17 protein-coding genes and 1 pseudogene are annotated in these 17,010 nt (G+C 76.2%); 10 read left to right on the top strand and 8 right to left on the bottom strand.

Annotated elements, in window-relative coordinates:
• Position 1: 1 nt before the first annotated feature.
• The 3 genes from AC2TDM_RS12010 to AC2TDM_RS12000 are packed head-to-tail and all read right to left on the bottom strand — an operon-like array spanning position 2 to position 2,830.
• Entirely contained in the window at positions 2–1,423 is a 1,422-nt protein-coding gene (locus AC2TDM_RS12010) for a glycoside hydrolase family 32 protein (RefSeq protein WP_484634750.1), read from the bottom strand.
• A gap of 15 nt (positions 1,424–1,438) precedes the next feature.
• Positions 1,439–2,428, bottom strand: a complete 990-nt coding sequence (locus AC2TDM_RS12005) for a DNA-3-methyladenine glycosylase family protein (protein ID WP_484634749.1) — start codon at positions 2,426–2,428, stop codon at positions 1,439–1,441.
• A gap of 30 nt (positions 2,429–2,458) precedes the next feature.
• Positions 2,459–2,830 (bottom strand): RNA-binding S4 domain-containing protein, encoded by a 372-nt coding sequence (locus tag AC2TDM_RS12000; RefSeq protein ID WP_090029879.1) that lies wholly within the window; start codon positions 2,828–2,830, stop codon positions 2,459–2,461.
• Positions 2,831–3,006: 176 nt separating this feature from the next.
• Here AC2TDM_RS12000 and AC2TDM_RS11995 point away from each other — a divergent pair, with 176 nt between their 5' ends.
• A complete protein-coding gene (locus tag AC2TDM_RS11995) occupies positions 3,007–4,299 on the top strand; it encodes an amidohydrolase (RefSeq protein WP_484634748.1) in 1,293 nt (430 codons plus the stop codon).
• Here the strand turns inward: AC2TDM_RS11995 and AC2TDM_RS11990 are convergent.
• The 3 genes from AC2TDM_RS11990 to pgi all read right to left on the bottom strand — a co-directional run bounded on the left by AC2TDM_RS11990 (position 4,233) and on the right by pgi (position 7,503).
• On the bottom strand, positions 4,233–4,997 hold the full coding sequence (locus AC2TDM_RS11990; RefSeq protein WP_484634747.1) for a hypothetical protein: 765 nt from the start codon (positions 4,995–4,997) through the stop codon (positions 4,233–4,235). The genes AC2TDM_RS11995 and AC2TDM_RS11990 overlap by 67 nt on opposite strands.
• 53 nt (positions 4,998–5,050) lie before the next feature.
• Positions 5,051–5,599: a hypothetical protein gene (locus AC2TDM_RS11985; protein WP_484634746.1), complete on the bottom strand. Its 549-nt coding sequence runs from the start codon at positions 5,597–5,599 to the stop codon at positions 5,051–5,053.
• Positions 5,600–5,799: 200 nt separating this feature from the next.
• Entirely contained in the window at positions 5,800–7,503 is a 1,704-nt protein-coding gene (pgi, locus tag AC2TDM_RS11980) for a glucose-6-phosphate isomerase (protein WP_484634745.1), read from the bottom strand.
• A 173-nt stretch (positions 7,504–7,676) separates the two neighbouring features.
• Between pgi and AC2TDM_RS11975 the strand changes: the two genes are divergently transcribed.
• From AC2TDM_RS11975 to AC2TDM_RS11965, 3 genes are all read left to right on the top strand, one after another.
• A complete protein-coding gene (locus tag AC2TDM_RS11975) occupies positions 7,677–8,054 on the top strand; it encodes a hypothetical protein (protein WP_484634744.1) in 378 nt (125 codons plus the stop codon).
• 85 nt (positions 8,055–8,139) lie between these two features.
• The gene (locus tag AC2TDM_RS11970; RefSeq protein WP_090029882.1) at positions 8,140–8,517 is read left to right on the top strand and encodes a DUF3039 domain-containing protein; all 378 of its coding nucleotides are present in this window, start codon (positions 8,140–8,142) and stop codon (positions 8,515–8,517) included.
• Positions 8,514–10,349, top strand: coding sequence for a DEAD/DEAH box helicase (locus tag AC2TDM_RS11965; protein WP_484634743.1), 1,836 nt, complete (start codon positions 8,514–8,516; stop codon positions 10,347–10,349). The genes AC2TDM_RS11970 and AC2TDM_RS11965 overlap by 4 nt, the downstream gene beginning before the upstream one ends.
• Positions 10,350–10,632: 283 nt before the next feature.
• Here AC2TDM_RS11965 and AC2TDM_RS11960 read toward each other — a convergent pair whose 3' ends face one another.
• Positions 10,633–10,794 (bottom strand): hypothetical protein, encoded by a 162-nt coding sequence (locus AC2TDM_RS11960; protein WP_484634742.1) that lies wholly within the window; start codon positions 10,792–10,794, stop codon positions 10,633–10,635.
• 136 nt (positions 10,795–10,930) lie between these two features.
• Here AC2TDM_RS11960 and AC2TDM_RS11955 point away from each other — a divergent pair.
• Positions 10,931–11,788, top strand: a pseudogene (locus AC2TDM_RS11955) (HNH endonuclease signature motif containing protein); the annotation flags it as partial.
• Positions 11,789–12,037: 249 nt separating this feature from the next.
• Here AC2TDM_RS11955 and AC2TDM_RS11950 read toward each other — a convergent pair.
• Entirely contained in the window at positions 12,038–13,369 is a 1,332-nt protein-coding gene (locus AC2TDM_RS11950; protein WP_484634741.1) for a nicotinate phosphoribosyltransferase, read from the bottom strand.
• Positions 13,370–13,451: 82 nt separating this feature from the next.
• Between AC2TDM_RS11950 and clpS the strand changes: the two genes are divergently transcribed.
• From clpS to rph, 5 genes are read left to right on the top strand one after another with little or no spacing between them, the layout of a single operon-like run.
• Complete coding sequence (gene clpS / locus AC2TDM_RS11945) at positions 13,452–13,739, top strand: ATP-dependent Clp protease adapter ClpS (RefSeq protein ID WP_090029889.1); 288 nt, start codon at positions 13,452–13,454, stop codon at positions 13,737–13,739.
• The gene (locus AC2TDM_RS11940; RefSeq protein WP_484636452.1) at positions 13,739–14,464 is read left to right on the top strand and encodes a DUF2017 family protein; all 726 of its coding nucleotides are present in this window, start codon (positions 13,739–13,741) and stop codon (positions 14,462–14,464) included. The genes clpS and AC2TDM_RS11940 overlap by 1 nt, the downstream gene beginning before the upstream one ends.
• A gap of 20 nt (positions 14,465–14,484) precedes the next feature.
• Positions 14,485–15,300, top strand: coding sequence for a glutamate racemase (gene murI, locus AC2TDM_RS11935; RefSeq protein ID WP_484634740.1), 816 nt, complete (start codon positions 14,485–14,487; stop codon positions 15,298–15,300).
• On the top strand, positions 15,297–16,085 hold the full coding sequence (locus AC2TDM_RS11930) for an MBL fold metallo-hydrolase (RefSeq protein WP_090029893.1): 789 nt from the start codon (positions 15,297–15,299) through the stop codon (positions 16,083–16,085). The genes murI and AC2TDM_RS11930 overlap by 4 nt, the downstream gene beginning before the upstream one ends.
• A gap of 55 nt (positions 16,086–16,140) precedes the next feature.
• Entirely contained in the window at positions 16,141–17,001 is an 861-nt protein-coding gene (gene rph / locus AC2TDM_RS11925) for a ribonuclease PH (protein WP_484634739.1), read from the top strand.
• Positions 17,002–17,010 lie beyond the last annotated feature (9 nt).

Genomic DNA, 17,010 nt, shown 5'->3' with positions numbered 1-17,010 from the left:
GTCAGCCCGGCAGGCGCAGGGCGTGCACGACCACGGGCGCCGCCGCGCGCACGTGCCACGTCTCGCCGGGCCGCGGGTAGGCGCGCACCGTGTGTGCGCGCCCGTCGACGAAGGCCTCGACGACGCTCCCGTCGACGAGCACGCGCACGGGGCCGGTGCCCGCGCTGCGCCAGACCACGCGGGCGCCCTGCGGGCCGTCGAGCGCGAGGACGAGCCCGGTTCCGGTGCCTGTGCCGGTGCCTGTGCCGGTGCCTGTGCCGGTGCCGGTGGAGGTCGCGCTCGCCGGCTCCTCGTCGGGCTCCTCGTCGAGCACCTCGAAGGCCGCGGCGGCGACGCGGACGTCGGTGCCGGCGCCGAGCCTCTCGCCGCGCAGCGCCTCGGCCTCGCGGGCCGGCCACGAGCGCACGTGCCCGTCGCGCACCCCGAGCTCGCGGGGGAACGTCAGCGCTCCCGCCCAGCCCGCCGCGTCCACCTCCGCGGCGTCCCGGTGCTCCCACGTCCAGCCGACGAGCACGACGCGGTCGGGCTCGACGAGCGCCTGCGGGGCGTAGAAGTCGGGGCCGTCGTCGAGCAGGACGGACGTCCGCGGCCGGAACCGCGGGCCGCCGCCCGGCGTGCCGACGGCGCCGAGGTGCACGTCGCCGACGATCGCCGCCACGGGTCCGAGGACCGCGTCGGACGCGCCGGAGGGGCCGAGGCGCCAGCGCGACACGACGAGGACCCAGGCCCCGTCGACCCTGACGAGCTGCGGGCACTCCCACATGTGCCCGGGCGCCCACGGGTCGTCGGTGCCCGTGCCGGCCAGCAGCGTGCCGGCGTCCTGCCAGTCGTGCAGGTCGTCGACGAGGAAGACGCGGACCACGGGCGTGTCCTCGACCGTCCGGCCGGCCTGCAGCGCCCACCGGTGCCCGCCGAGCGTGACGAAGAAGGGGTCGCGGATCTCGAAGAGGCCCGCGTCGGCCGGCATGGGGCACACGACGTCGTCCTCGGCCGTCCAGGCCGCGAGGTGCGGGTCGGCGGGGTCGTCGGGCGTCGCGAGGACGACCCCGGCGGATTCCGGACGGGTGCGGACCGCGGTGTAGGCGAGCACGGGCACGTCGTCGACGACGACCGCCGTGCCGCTCCAGCAGCCGTTGGCGTCGGGGCCGTCGGGACGGGGCGCCAGGGCGACCGGCTCGTGCTCCCAGCGCACGAGGTCGGTGGAGGAGGCGTGGCCCCAGTGGATGTCCGCGTGCCGCGGGCTGTGCGGGTTGAGCTGGTAGAAGAGGTGCCAGCGGCCGTGGTGGCGCAGGAAGCCGTTGGGGTCGTTCACCCAGCCCGAGGACGGGCGCAGGTGCAGGTGGGGATAGGGGTCCAGCGCGGGAGCGGGTGCGGGTGCGGTCGGGCGGGGGGCGACGTCGTCGTCGCTCGCGTGCGGGCTCACGGGTGGCTCCAGCGGTCAGACCATCGGGCGGGCGCGGGACATGCGCGGACCGTACCGCGGGGCGCGGCCGCTGCAGGTGATCTCGAGCAGGCGGACGACGCGCTGGCGCCACGGCCGCCACGGCTCGAGGAGCCGGACCACGCCGGCGTCGTCGGTGCGCTCGCCCGTCAGCGCCCAGCCGACGGTGTGCGCCAGGTGGAAGTCGCCGACGGACACCGCGTCCGTGTCGCCGAGCACGCGGCACGCGACCTCGGCGACGGTCCACTCCCCGATGCCCGGCACGGTCAGCAGCCGGCGCCGCGCCTCGTCGACGGGCAGGTCGACGGCCTCCTGCAGCCGGTGCGCCACGGTCATCGCGCGGCGGACCGTGCCCGCGCGCTTCTCCTCCACGCCGGCCTGCCGCCATTCCCACACGGGCAGGTCCCGCCAGACGGCGGCGGGCGGCGGGACGCGCAGACCCGCGGGCGCCGGCCCCGGGGCGGGGGTGCCGTGCCGCTGGACGAGGCGGCGCCACGCGGCGAAGGCGTCGGCGCCGACGACCTTCTGCTCGAGGACGGCCGGGACCAGGGACTCGACCATCGCGCCGGTCCGCGGGACGCGCAGGCCGGCGAGGCGGCGGTGCGCGTCGTGCACGACGGGGTGCAGGTGCGACGGGAGCGCGTGGGAGTCGTCGCGGGCGCCGAGCAGGTCCGGCACGCCGGCCAGGGCGTGCTCCGCGCCGGGTCCCCAAGCCTGCACGTGGATCCCGTCGGTGCGCACCTCGAGCCGGCGGGTGGCGGGGCCGAGCGGCGTGAGGGTGGCCTGCCAGAGGGCGCCGTCCGGCGTCAGCCGCCAGGCCGGGTCGCCGGCGCCGCGGCGCAGGAGGCCCGTCGTGCGGTGCACGTCGACGGGGGCGGCCGGGCGGTAGACGTCGACGAGGGGCGCGTCCGCGGCGGGGGCCGGGAGGGCGGCGGCACCGGTCGAGGTCCCGGTCGACGCGCGGACGCCGGGGTCGAGGGCCGTCACGGCCGGCTCACGAGCCGCGCCACCGCCGCCTCACCGGCCGCGCAGGCGGTCGATGACGCGCCGGTCGCGCTTGGTCGGGCGGCCGGCGCCGCGGTCGCGCTGGGCGGCCAGGGCGACGTGCTCCTTCGGCGGTGCGGCCGGGGTGCGGTCGAGGTAGCACGTCACGGCGACGGGCGCGCCGACGCGCTTGACGATCAGCCGCTGCACGACGACGACGCGCTCGCGGTCGCCGACGCGGGCGCGGACCTCGTCGCCCGGCACGAGGGTCGTGGCGGGCTTGGCCCGCTCGCCGTTGACGCGCACGTGCCCGCCGCGGCAGGCGGCGCCGGCGGCGGACCTCGTCGGGAACAGGCGGACGGCCCAGGTCCACGCGTCCACGCGCGCCTGCACCACCTCCGCCATGCGCCCAGGTTCTCACGGCCGGCGGGGTGGCCGTGAGGGGTCGTCGGGAGGGCCGGGGACGGCGGCGGACAGGTGCCGGACAGGTGCCGGACGGGTGCCGGACGGGCGCCGGGCGGGTGTCGGGCGGGTGCCGGGACGGGAGGTCGCGCCACGGGGACGGACGTACGGTGGCGGGCATGACCACCCCCGCCGGCACCGGCTCCCGCACGCCCACCAGCCCCGACGACCGCCGTCCCCTCCGCCACCGCGGCACCCTCGCGGTCGTCGGCGGCCGCGTGGTCCCCGTGGTCGGGGAGCCGGTCGAGGGCGGCACGGTGCTCGTCGTCGACGGGCGCATCACGGCGGTCGGCGCGGCGGACGAGGTCCCGGTCCCCGCCGACGCCGAGGTCGTCGACGCGACGGGCCGCTGGGTGCTGCCGGGCTTCGTCGAGGCGCACGGGCACGTCGGCCTGCACGAGGAGGGCGAGGGCGTCGCGGGCAACGACACGAACGAGATGACCCGCGTCAACGCGGCTGCGGTCCGGGCGATCGACGCCGTCAACGTCGACGACGAGGGCTTCCGCGACGCGCTGGCCGGCGGCATCACGTCCGTCGTCGTCAAGCCGGGGTCCGGCAACCCGATCGGCGGGCAGTCCGTGGCCATGAAGACGTGGGGCGGGCGGACGGTCGACGAGCAGGTCATCCGCGACGCCGTGTCGGTGAAGTCGGCGCTGGGGGAGAACCCGAAGCGCGTGTGGGGCGAGCGCAAGCAGACCCCGCAGACCCGGCTCGGCACGGCGGCCGTCATCCGCGAGGCGTTCGTCGCCGCCCAGCACTACCGCGACAAGCGGGACGCCGCGGTCGCGAAGGACGAGCCGTTCGCGCGGGACCTCACCCTCGAGACCCTCGTGCGGGTGCTCGACGGGGAGCTCGTCTGGGACCAGCACACGCACCGCCACGACGACATCGCCACGGCGCTGCGCCTGGCCGACGAGTTCGGCTACCGCCTCGTCGTCAACCACGGCACCGAGGGCCACAAGCTCGCCGACGTGCTGGCCGAGCGGGACGTGCCGGTGGTGTTCGGACCGATGTTCACGAGCCGGTCGAAGGTGGAGCTGCGCGACCGGGGCATCGAGCACCTGGCGGCGATCGCGGCGGCGGGCGTCCGCGTCGCCATCACCACCGACCACCCCGTCGTGCCCATCAACTTCCTCGTGCACCAGGCGACCCTGGCGGTGAAGGAGGGCCTGCCGCCGACGACCGCGATCGAGGCGCTGACCGTCAACCCGGCGTCCTTCTTCGGCCTCGAGGGCCGCATCGGCGCGCTGGCGCCGGGGCTCGACGGCGACCTCGTCGTGTGGTCCGGCGACCCGCTGGACGTCACGTCCCGCGCGGAGCGCGTCGTCATCGAGGGGCGCACGGTCTACACGTGGGACGCCTCCGCCGGCCGCGGGGTCGTCGTCGAGCGGTCGGAGCGCTTCGCCCGCTGACCCCGCACGACCCGCCCCGCCGGACCGGGCGGACGACGAGGGCCCCGCGCGCGCTCGCCGCGCGCGAGGCCCTCGTCGTCGGCAGGGCTCAGGCGGAGGTGCCGGTCCACCACACGGGACGGCCCGTGGCGGAGTACAGGACGAGGTTGCCGTCGTCCTGCAGCGCCAGCAGGACGCCGTCGCCGCCCCACGCCGCGCTCCAGGTAGCGGTCCCCGGCGTAGACCTCGACGCCGCCCAGCACGCCCAGGGTGGTGTTGCCGGCGGGGGCCCCGGCGGTGCCGGACTGCCACAGCGCGCGGCCACGGCCGTAGAGCACCGCGTTGCCGTCGTCCTGCAGCTCGAGGCGGTACGCACCGTTCGGCGAGACGAGCCGCTCACCCGCGCCCAGGTAGCCGCCGGGCGTCGTGCCGCCGTCGCCCACCGTGGCGTAGCCCGTGGCCCGCGGGGTGGACCACCACGCCGCGGGGCCCTCGACGACCATGGCGGCGTCGGGGCCGACCCACACCCGCTCGCCGCCCCGCCGGGGCAGGAGCGGGTACGTGGGGAACCCCGGGTGGAACGTGCCCGAGCTCCACAGCGCCGGGCCCGCCGCGGGGTACACGACGAGGTTGCCGTCGCCCTGCATCTCCAGGTGCGCCCCGGGGTTGCCCGCCGTCCCGGCCTGCCACGCGACACGCCCGTCCGCCGCGTAGGCCACGAGGTTGCCGTCGGTCTGGAGGGCGACCTGGCTGCCCCCGTCCGGCTCGGAGGTCAGGGACTGCCCGGCGACCAGCCCGTCCCAGGTCTCGAGCAGGTCGTTCGTGGTGCCCCACCACCGGAGGGGACGCCGTCGGCCTCGAGGACGAGCGTCCCCGCGTCGGTCAGCGTGAGCGACTCGCCGGCCGGGTAGCCGGCGGGCGACCCGTCGAAGGTCTGCGTGTGCCACGTGACCCCGCCGTGCGCGTCGTAGAGCACGAGGTTGCCGTCGGCCTGGAACGCCAGGGACCAGCCGGGCTGCAGGCTGTCGAACAGCACCCACTCGTGGGCGCCGACCGTGACGACCACGCCGTCCGCGAGGCCGCGGAGGCGCGCGGTCCCGGCGGCGGAGACGACCTCGTCTCCGGCCCGCAGCGCGGTGCCGGACGGGACCGCGCCGCCGGTCCCGAGCTGCGCGGCAGGCGCCGCGAGCGACAGGGACGGGGCCGCCGGGGCGGCTGCGACGGCGGGTGCCGTCGCGACGACGGGCAGCGTGAGCCCGAGCGCGAGCAGCGCCGTCCAGCGGCGCGCGGGGCGGGGCCGGACGGGTGCGGTGACGTGCATGGATCCCCCTGGAGCGGTGCCGGCGGTCGGTTTGCCGTGCGTGCTCATCGTGGCGGTGCCAGGGCCGGGGCGTGGGCGTTCCCGGCGACGGTTCGGACACGGGCGGGCCGCGGTCCGGTCACGGCCCCGTGGAGGAGTGGTGCAGACGCGACGGGGCCCCGTCGGCCGTGTCGACGGGGCCCCGGAGGACGGGCTGCCAATCAGCCGCGCAGCTCGAGGTAGCGGGCGATGAGGGCCTTCGTCGACGGGTCCTGCGACGCGAGCGCCGCCGTGTCGCCCGCGACCGCCGGGGCGATCTCCTGGGCGAGCTTCTTGCCCAGCTCGACGCCCCACTGGTCGAAGGAGTCGATGCCCCACACGACGCCCTCGACGAAGGTGATGTGCTCGTAGAGCGCGATGAGCTGGCCCAGCACCGATGGCGTGAGGGCCGGCGCGAGGATCGACGTCGTCGGGCGGTTGCCGCTGAAGACCCGCGCGGGCACGACGTGCTCGGCGGTGCCCTCGGCGCGCACCTCGTCGGCCGTCTTGCCGAACGCGAGGGCCTTGGTCTGGGCGAAGAAGTTGGCCAGGAAGAGGCCGTGGACGTCGGCGTCGCCGTCCTGCAGGGGGTGGGCCGGGTTCGCCACGGCGATGAAGTCCGCGGGGATGAGGCGCGTGCCCTGGTGGATGAGCTGGTAGAAGGCGTGCTGGCCGTTGGTGCCGGGCTCGCCCCAGAACACCTCGCCCGTCTGCGTCGTCACGGGGGAGCCGTCCCAGCGCACGGACTTGCCGTTGGACTCCATCGTGAGCTGCTGCAGGTACGCCGGGAAGCGGTGCAGGTACTGCGCGTAGGGCAGCACCGCGTGGGTGTGGGCGTCGAGGAAGTTGACGTACCAGACGTTGAGCAGGCCCATGAGGACGGGCACGTTGCGCTCGAGCGGCGTGGTGCCGACGTGCTGGTCGACGGCGTGGAAGCCGGCGAGGAACGCGCGGAAGGCGTCGGGGCCGATGGCGACGGCGAGCGACGTGCCGATCGCCGAGTCGACGGAGTAGCGGCCGCCCACCCAGTCCCAGAAGCCGAAGGCGTTGTCGGGGTCGATCCCGAAGTCGGCGACCTTGTCCAGGGCCGTCGAGACGGCGACGAAGTGCTTCGCGACGGCGCCGGAGCGGGCGGCGTCCTCGTCGTCGATGGCGCCGGCGGCGAGCAGGCCCTCCCAGAGCCATGCGCGGGCCAGGCGAGCGTTCGTGAGCGTCTCGAGCGTGGTGAAGGTCTTGGACGCGACGATGAACAGCGTCGTCGCCGGGTCCAGGTCCTTCGTGGTCTCCGCGATGTCGGTGGGGTCGATGTTGGAGACGAACCGGACCTCGAGACCCTCCTGCACGTACGGCTTCAGCGCCTCGTACGCCATCACCGGGCCCAGGTCGGAGCCGCCGATGCCGATGTTGACGACGGTGCGGATGCGCTCACCCGTCACGCCGGTCCACGCACCGGACCGGACGGCGTCCGCGAAGGCGAAGACCTTGTCGAGCACGGCCTGGACGTCCGTGTCGACGTCCTGCCCGTCCACCTCGAGCGGGGGCGTGGCCCCCGGCGGGCGGCGCAGCGCCGTGTGCAGGACGGCCCGGTCCTCGGTGACGTTGATGTGCTCGCCGCTGAGCATCGCGTCGAGCCGCCCGACGAGGCCGACCTGGTCGGCCAGCGCCAGCAGGTGCTCGAGCGTCTCGTCGGTGACGAGGTTCTTCGACAGGTCGACGTGCAGGTCGGCCAGCGGCAGGCTCATCCGCTCCGCCCGGCCGGGGTCGGCGTCGAACCAGGCGCGCAGGTCCGGGGCGAAGGCGTCGCGGTGCGCCGTCAGGGCGGCCCACGCCGCGGTGGTCGTCGCGTCGACGGGGGCGGGCTGGCTGGGGCGGGTCTCGCTGGGCACGGTGCTCCTCGGGCGGTGGGCTGGGGGCGGTGGCGGGTCGTCCTCCACCGTAGTGACCTCGGCCGTCACCCGGCGGTCGGGCGGCGGGGACCCAGCGGCGCGTGGGGGCCGGCCCGCTGAGGACGCGCGGTCCCCGGTTCCCCGGTCCGTGGGAGGCGGGGCAGGATCGGGGCATGAGCACCGGCACGCGCACCCCCGTCCCCGCCCGACCCGGCGCCCCGGCCGTCCGCGGCCCGTGGCCCGCCCTGCCGACCGCCGCACCGGCGGCGGCGACCCTCGTCGTCGGGTTCGCCGTCGCGCAGGGCACGGGGGTGCGGGCGCTCGGCGGTGCGGTCCTCGTCGCCGGGTTCGCGTGGTGCGCGTGGCGCGCGCAGCCCGTCGCCGGCAGCGCCCGCGTGTCGCTGGCCGCGCTGCTGGGGATCGCCTGCTTCGTCGGGTCGCACCTGCTCGCGCCGCACGTCGGCGCGTGGCCCGCGGTCATCCTGGTCGCAGCCTTGCTGGCGGTCGGGACGGTGCTGCTCGTCGACGCGAAGGCGCACGGGCGGCGCTGACCGGGGGTGCGCCGGGAGCGCGACGAGGGCGGCCCGCACCGCCCCGCACCCGGGCGCGTCGGAGGCCCGACGTAGACTCGTCGGCATGAGCGACCCCTTCCCGCCGAGCAGCCCGAGCGCCGATCCCGACCGCCTCTCGGACCCCTCGACGGGGTCGTCGACGGGCCTGCTGGAGCGCCCGGAGACGCAGGACGTCGAGCCGGGCGACCACGAGCGCTTCGCGCACTACGTGCGCAAGGAGAAGGTCATGGAGTCGGCCCTCTCCGGCAAGCCCGTCGTCGCCCTGTGCGGCAAGGTCTGGATCCCGGGGCGGGACCCGCAGAAGTTCCCCGTGTGCCCGGTCTGCAAGGAGATCTACGAGGGCCTGCGCCCGCCGGCCGACGAGGGCGGCGGCGAGGGGGGTGCCGGCGGGACCGGTGGGTCCGGCGGGGGCCGCCGCTGGGGCTTCGGCCGCGGTCGGTGAGCGGCGCCCCCCAGCCCTCGTCCGCCCCGCACGCCTCTCCCTCCGCCGCCTCCAGCCTGCCGCCGGCCTTCCCGGCGCGGGCGCCCTGGGGGACGGCGGGTCGGCTGCGCGCGTGGCAGGCCCAGGCGCTCGAGCAGTACCGCGCGCGGCAGCCGCGGGACTTCCTGGCCGTCGCCACCCCCGGCGCCGGCAAGACGACCTTCGCGCTGCGCCTGGCCACGGAGCTGCTCGCCGCGGGGACCGTCCGGCGCGTGACCGTCGTGGCCCCCACCGAGCACCTCAAGCACCAGTGGGCGGACGCGGCCGCGCGGGTCGGCATCCGGCTCGACCCGAACTTCCGCAACGCGCAGGGTCGGCACGGGCACGGGTTCGACGGGGTCGCGGTCACGTACGCGCAGGTGGCGACGAAGCCGGCCCTCCACGCCGCGCGGACCGAGGCCGAGCGCACCCTCGTCGTGCTCGACGAGGTCCACCACGGCGGCGACGCGCTGAGCTGGGGCGACGCCATCCGGGAGGCCTTCGAGGGCGCCACGCGGCGGCTGTCGCTGACGGGCACCCCGTTCCGGTCGGACACCGCGGCCATCCCGTTCGTCACCTACGCGCCGGACCGCCAGGGCATCCGTCGCAGCGTGGCCGACTACTCCTACGGCTACGGCGACGCGCTGCGGGACCACGTCGTGCGGCCCGTGATCTTCCTGTCCTACGGCGGGGCCATGCGGTGGCGCACCAAGGCGGGCGACGAGGTGTCGGCGCGGCTGGGCGAGCCCCTCACGAAGGACCTGACGGCGCAGGCGTGGCGCACCGCACTGGACCCGGAGGGGGAGTGGATCCCCAGCGTGCTCGCCGCCGCCGACCGCCGGCTCACCGAGGTCCGGCGCGCGGTCCCGGACGCCGGGGCCATGGTCATCGCCACCGACCAGACGGACGCCCGCGCCTACGCGGGGCACCTCGCGCGGCTGACGGGCAGGAGCCCGACCGTGGTGCTCTCCGACGACGACGGCGCGAGCGCCCGCATCGAGGAGTTCTCGCGCGGGGACGGGCGGTGGCTCGTCGCGGTGCGCATGGTGTCGGAGGGCGTGGACGTGCCGCGGCTGGCCGTCGGCGTGTACGCCACGAGCGCCTCGACGCCGCTGTTCTTCGCGCAGGCCGTCGGGCGGTTCGTCCGTGCGCGGAAGCGGGGGGAGACGGCCTCGGTGTTCCTGCCGAGCGTCGCGCCGCTGCTGGCGCTGGCGCACGGGCTGGAGATCGAGCGCGACCACGCGCTGGACAAGGAGCCGGCGGCGGAGGGCGCGGAGGGGTGGAGTCCCGAGGACGCGCTGGTCGCCGCGGCGAACCAGGACCGCAAGGGGTCCGACGAGCTCGGTCCCGACGGGAAGCCCGGCGCCTTCCAGGCGCTGGAGGCGCAGGCGTCGTTCGACCGCGTCCTGTTCGACGGCGGCGAGTTCGGCACGGGTGCCGAGGTCGGCTCCGAGGAGGAGCAGGACTTCCTCGGGCTGCCCGGGCTGCTCGACGCCGACCAGGTCACGACGCTCTTGCGGCAGCGGCAGGCCGACCAGGTGGCGGCCCGGCGGGGCCGCGGCGGGGCGGCGGGCTCGGGGGGTGCCGCGGCGGACGTGCCGATGGACGAGATGGACCACCGCAAGCAGGCGGAGCTGCGCAAGGAGCTCGCGCAGCTCGTGGGCGCCTGGGCGCGCAAGAGCGGCCAGCCCCACGGCAGCGTGCACGCCGAGCTGCGGCGTCGGTGCGGCGGGCCGGAGGTCGCGCTCGCGGACCCGGTGCAGCTCGCGAAGCGTGTCTCCATGCTGCGGGACTGGTTCGTCGGCAAGCGTTGATGGCACCGACGCTTTCGCGCCCCGGTGACCGGGCTCGTGGGGTCGCGAGCCGTCCCCAGGGGGAGGGCTGTGGGCGGCTGACCTGCAGGAACACCCGATCGTGCGACTCCCGCGGTGCTGACCGGTTGGCGTAGCCTTGTCGTACAGACGTTCGACTGCTGCTGCCGAGGGAGGTGTTGCGCGTGTACGAGGAGCTCCTTGCCGACTTCGAGGGCGTGCGGTCGACCCTGGGTGGTGTGGGGGCACGGGCCGGGCAGGCGGAGGCGTTGACGCGGGCGCAGCGTCAGCACGTGCTGTCGCTGTTCCAGGCGGTGTCGGGGGCGACGGCGGCGGCGCGGGCGGTGTGGATCGCGGCCGACTCGAAGCTGACGCCGAAGGGAGCCGGGGACAGGTCGGCGGCGGAGGGGATCGCCGGGCGGGACCGGATCGGACTCCAGGAGGCCAAGCGGCAGGAGCGGCAGGCCGGGGCGGTGGAGGCCGCGCCGGTGTTCGGCGCGGCGGTGGCCGCCGGGGTGCGGCGCCGAGGCGCACCTGGACGCCCTGGCCGGGGTCCTGGCTTCGGCTCGGAGCAGGTCAAGGCGATGCTGACCTCGAAGGAGGGGCAGGCGGAGCTGACGGACCTGGCCGGGCAGGTCGACCCGGCCCGGTTCAAGCGCGAGCTGCTGCAGAAGGCCGCCGAGATCGACGCGCCCGCGGTGGAGACCCGGGACCAGGCCCAGCACCGGGCCCGGTACCTGCACCTGCTCGAGACCGACATGGGTACTCAGGTCAAGGGCTGCCTGGACCTCGGCGCCGGCACCGCGCTGCGACGGGCGCTGGAGCTGACCCGGCAGTTCCCGGGCGCGGACCGCACCAGCGGGCAGGCGATGGCCGACGCGTTGGAGGCGCTCGCGCGGGCGGCGTTGGCGGAGAAGAGGGGCGGCCCCTCGGGTGCCTCGGTGCGTCCGCACCTGACCCTGCTGACCGACCTGACCACCTACACCACGCTCATCCAGGCCCTGCGCCGCCGCGACGAGGCCCGCAGCTGCCAGGACACGCGGAGCGTCGTCGGTGCGCCCGTGGCGTGCATCGAGGACCTGCCCGACGTGGACGTGCTCGGGCCGATCCTGACCGGGCTGACCCCCGTCGTCGACGACGACGGCCACGTCCTGGCGCCGAGCCTGGTGGGTCGCACGCTGTGCGACGTGGACGTCGCGGCGCTGGTGATCGGGCCGGACGGGCAGCCCGTCGGGCTGGGCCGCGAGGAGCGCCTGTTCACCGGGGGGCAGCGGCGCTGCATCATCGTGCGCGACCAGTCCTGCCGGTTCCCCGGGTGCGACGTGCCCGCCCGCTGGTGCGAGGTCCACCACATCCGCTGGTGGGCCCGCGACAACGGCGAGACGAACATCCAGAACGGAATCCTGCTGTGCACCCGGCACCACCACGAGGTGCACCGCGCCGACCTCACCATCACCCGCCTCACCGACTCCACGCATCGACGACCGGGGCGCGTGAAGGCGACCCGGCTGCGGCCGGCGGCGTACGAGTTCCGGGCACCCGACGGACGCCTCGTCGGGCACCAGGCACGTTCGATCTCCGAGCCCACCCTGGCACGACACGTCCGCGCAGCCGTGGCCGCGAACGAGGCTCGTGTCATCGCGATGCCGCGGTCCCTGCTGCGGGAGCTCGTGTCGAGCGCCCCCGCCGGCTCAGACGGTGAGGTGCACCGTCGGGAGGCCGGGCTCGTCGGCCGACAGCCGGCGGGCGACGCGAGGAAGCTCGGCGCGGGACTCCTGGTGGCGACGGGTCGCGCGGCGGACGCCCTCGGCGCCGGTCCATCCGGGGAGGACCTCGCCGTCGACGACGAGGGGCTCGAGCAGCGGGCGCATCCCGTCCGCGGGCTGCCAGGCGACGACGGCCTCGTCGCGCCCGGAGACCACGATCTCCACGGTCGCACGACCGTCGACGTCGAGGCGCCGCGCCGCGGTCTTGCGTCCGCCCTGGGACGCCTTCGACGCCGACGCCTTCGCGACGGGCTCGAGCTCGCCGGAGGCGCCCTCGCGCGCGACGAGCTTGTAGACCATGCCGCAGGTGGGGTGGCCGGAGCCGGTGACGACCGAGGTGCCGACGCCGTAGCTGTCCACCGGGGCGGAGGCCAGCGCGGCGATGGCGTACTCGTCGAGGTCGGAGGTCACGACGATCTTCGTCGACGTGGCACCGGCGGCGTCGAGCTGCGCGCGGACCTCGTGGGCCAGCACGCCGAGGTCGCCGGAGTCGAGGCGGACCGCCCCGAGGGGCGCGTCGCCGGCCGCGGCGAGCGCGTGGCGGACGCCCTGGGCGACGTCGTAGGTGTCGACGAGGAGCGTGGTGCCGGCGCCCTGGGAGGCGACCTGGGCGGCGAAGGCCGCCCGCTCGTCGTCGTGCAGGAGGGTGAAGGCGTGGGCCGCAGTGCCGATGGTCGGCAGGCCCCAGCGGCGGCCGGCCTCCAGCAGCGACGTCGCGGCGAAGCCGCCCACCACGGCGGCGCGGGCGGCGGCGACGGCGGCCTCCTCGTGGGCGCGACGGGCACCCATCTCCAGGCACGGGCGGTCACCCGCGGCCGTGGTCATGCGGCTGGCGGCCGAGGCGATGGCGGAGTCGTAGTTGAGGATGGACAGCACGAGCGTCTCGAGGATGACCGCCTCGGCGAACGTGCCCTCGACGACGAGGACGGGCGACGCCGGGAAGAACGCCTCACCCTCGGCGTACCCGTGGACCGTGCCCGTGAAGCGGTAGCCGGCGAGGTGGTCGAGCGTGAGGGCGTCCACGACGCCGGCCTCCTCGAGCCAGGACAGCTCGGCGTCGCCGAAGCGGAACCGCTCGATCGCCTCCAGCACACGGCCCGTGCCGGCGAGCACGCCGTAGCGCCGGCCGGCCGGGAGCCGGCGCGTGAAGACCTCGAAAACACAGCGGCGGTGCGCGGTGCCGTCGGCCAGCGCGGCCTGGAGCATCGTGAGCTCGTAACGGTCCGTCATCAGCGCCGTCGACGCGGGGTGGGCCATGCGGGCAACCTACCCAGCCGGGCGGGGGCCGCACCCCGGCCGTCCTCCGGACGCAGGGCACCGGCCGACCTAGACTCGGCCCGTGCCGGCGTCCATCGCTCCCGAGGAGGTCGCCGAGGTCTCGGCCGTGACCGCCGACGCCTGGGTGACCATCGTCTGGAACGACCCCGTCAACCTCATGAGCTGGGTGACGTTCGTGTTCGAGGAGTACTTCGGCTACCCGCGCAGCAAGGCCGAGCGGCTCATGCGCCAGGTGCACGAGGAGGGGCGGGCCGTCGTCTCGGCGGGGGCACGGGAGGCCATGGAGGTCGACGTCCAGGCCATGCACGGGTACGGGCTGTGGGCGACGCTGCAGCGCGGGGGCGACTGATGCGCGACTTCCGGCGCGAGCGGGACCACTTCGTCGCCCGGCTCGACGCGACCGAGCGCCAGGTGGTCGGCGGCGTGCTGGCCGATGTCGCGTTCCTCCTCGGGGCGGAGGCCGGGCCGGACGGCGGCCCGCTGCTGCCCGACGAGGCCCGGGCGCTGCGGTCCGGGGCCGACGGCGGCGGGGCGGGAAGCGGCGCGGGTGCGCCCGACGAGGCGCGGCTGCCGGACTGGAGCACCGAGGCCGTGCCGGTGCCCGACGACCCGGCGGTGCGCCGGCTGCTTCCCGACGCCTCGCCGGACGAGCCCGAGGTGGCGGCCGAGTTCCGGCGGCTGACCGAGGCGGACCTGCGTGCGACGAAGATCACGCGGCTCGTGCGGCTGTTCCGCGCGGTCGTCCGGGGGACCGACGGCTGGGCCGAGGGGGACCTCGTCGTCGCCCCGGCCGACGCGGCGGAGGTGGCCGCGGCGCTGACCGACGTGCGCCTGGTGCTGGCGGACCGGCTCGGGCTCGAGACGGACGGGCAGGTCGACGCGCTCTACGCCGAGCTGGCTGGTCGGGCCGCCGACCGGGCCCGGCGGTGGCGTGCCCGCGGGGGCCGCGACCGGCCGACCGCGGAGGAGGAGGCGGCCGAGCGCTCGCAGCGGGCGCTCGGTGCGGTGTACGGCGCGCTGACCTGGTGGCAGGAGACGCTCGTCACGCTGCTCAGCCGCGAACGGCGTCGGTAGCCGCGTCTAGCCTCGGGGCCGTGAACGACGCCCCGATCGGCATCTTCGACTCCGGGGTCGGGGGGCTGACCGTGGCGCGGGCCGTCCTCGACCAGCTGCCCCACGAGTCCACCCTCTACATCGGCGACACCCTCAACACGCCCTACGGCACCAAGCCCCTGGCGGCCGTCCGCGCCTTCGCGCTGGAGGTCATGGACGACCTCGTCGACGCCGGGGTGAAGATGCTGGTCATCGCCTGCAACACGGCCTCGTCGGCGGTGCTGCGGGACGCCCGGGAGCGGTACACGCTGCGCCGCGGCATCCCCGTGGTCGAGGTCGTGCTGCCCGCCGCACGCCGGGCGGTCGCGGCGACGCGCACGGGCCGGATCGGCGTCATCGCCACGCAGTCCACCGTGGACAGCCGCGCCTACGACGACGCCTTCGCCGTCGCCCCGGGCGTCGAGCTCGTCACCCGCGCCTGCCCGCGCTTCGTCGACCTCGTCGAGGCCGGCGTGACCTCGGGCCCGCAGGTCCTGGACCTCGCGCGGGAGTACCTCGCGCCCGTCCGGGCCGCCGACGTCGACACGCTCGTGCTCGGGTGCACGCACTACCCGCTGCTGACCGGCGCCATCTCCTACGTCATGGGGGACAGGGTCACGCTCGTCTCGTCCGCCGAGGAGACGGCCAAGGACGTCTACCGGACCCTGGTCAAGCACGACCTGGAGCGCGACCCCGAGGCGGGCCCGCCGCGCCACCGTTTCCTCGCGACGGGGGAGCCGCTGTCGTTCCAGGTGCTCGCGCGCCGGTTCCTCGGGCCCGAGGTCGAGCTCGTCGAGCCGCGCGGGGCGCTCCGATGAGGCTCACCGTCCTCGGCTGCGCGGGGTCCTTCCCGTCGGCGGACTCCGCGGCGTCGAGCTACCTCGTCCAGGCCGAGGATGCCGAAGGGCGCACGTGGCACGTGCTGCTCGACCTGGGCAACGGCGCGCTGGGCCCGCTCCAGCGCTACGGCGACGCGGAGGCGCTGGACGCGGTGGCCATCAGCCACCTGCACGCCGACCACGCCGCCGACCTGCTCGTCCTCAGCGTGCTGCGCAAGTACCGGCCGGGCGGGTCCCTCCCGCCCGTCGACCTGTACGGGCCGCGCGGGACGCAGAAGTGGTTGGCGCGGCTCGCGGACAAGGACCCCGGCGTGGACGCCTCCGGCATGTTCACGCTGCACCGCTGGGAGCCGGGCGAGCCGGTCCGCGTCGGACCCCTGCTGCTCGAGCCGTTCCCGGTGCTCCACCCCGTCCCCGCGTTCGGGGTCCGGGTGACGGGGCCGTCGGACCTCGACCCGGACCGCACGGTCACCCTGGCGTACTCGGGGGACACCGACGAGTGCCCGGGCCTGGACGCCCTGGCGGACGGCGCCGACCTGCTGCTGTCGGAGGCGGCGTACCTCGAGGGGCGCGACGACGCCGTGCGCGGGGTGCACCTGACGGGCCGGCGGGCCGGCCTCGCGGCCGCGCGCGCCGGGGTGCCGCGACTCGTGCTCACGCACGTCCCGGCGTGGAACGACCCCGCGGAGACGCTGGCGGAGGCGACCGCCGTCTTCGACGGCGAGGTCGCGATGGCCGTCCCGGGCGCCGTCCACGTCCTCTAGCCCGGACGGATCCTGGCGGCGGGGTCGTGTTGGGGGGTCCCGTTAGTCTCGACGCATGACCTCCACCCCTGCCCCGGCCGGCGCCGGCACGCGCGCCGACGGGCGGCTGCCCACCCAGCTGCGCCCCGTGACGATCACCCGCCGCTTCCTCGGGGCAGGTGAGGGCAACGTCCTCGTCGAGTTCGGGGACACGCGCGTGCTGTGCGTCGCGTCGTTGACCGAGGGGGTCCCGCGCTGGCGCAAGGGCTCGGGCCAGGGCTGGGTGACGGCGGAGTACGCGATGCTCCCGCGGGCGACGAGCACGCGGTCCGACCGGGAGTCGGTGCGCGGCAAGGTCGGCGGCCGCACGCACGAGATCAGCCGCCTCATCGGCCGCTCCCTGCGCGCCGTGGTCGACGTGTCCGCGCTGGGGGAGAACACCCTCGTGCTCGACTGCGACGTCCTGCAGGCGGACGGCGGCACGCGCACGGCGGCCATCACCGGCGCGTACGTGGCGCTGGCCGACGCCGTCGCGTGGGCCACGGCGCAGGGGCTCGTGCGCTCCTCGAAGCCGGTGCTCACCGACTCGGTCGCGGCGGTCAGCGTCGGCATCGTCGACGGCGTGCCCGTCCTCGACCTGCCGTACGTCGAGGACGTCCGCGCCGAGACGGACATGAACGTGGTCGTCACCGGCTCGGGCGCGTTCGTCGAGGTGCAGGGCACCGCGGAGCACGCGCCGTTCGTGCGCGCCGAGCTCGACGCGATGCTCGACCTCGCGCTCGAGGGCACGCGGCGCCTGGCGGAGATCCAGACGGCGGCCCTGACGGCGGCGCCGGGCGCGGGGACGGCGACGAAGGCCGCCACGGGCGCGTCCGCCGCCGACGGGGTCCCGGTCGCCGGGTCGCCGGGGGACCTCGCCGCCCCCGCGGCGCCGTGAGTGCGGCGT

The organism is Cellulomonas sp. plas2 (assembly GCF_057221735.1).
Note: the sequence above shows the minus strand (reverse complement) of the source record. Positions and strands in the feature narration are given on the sequence as shown.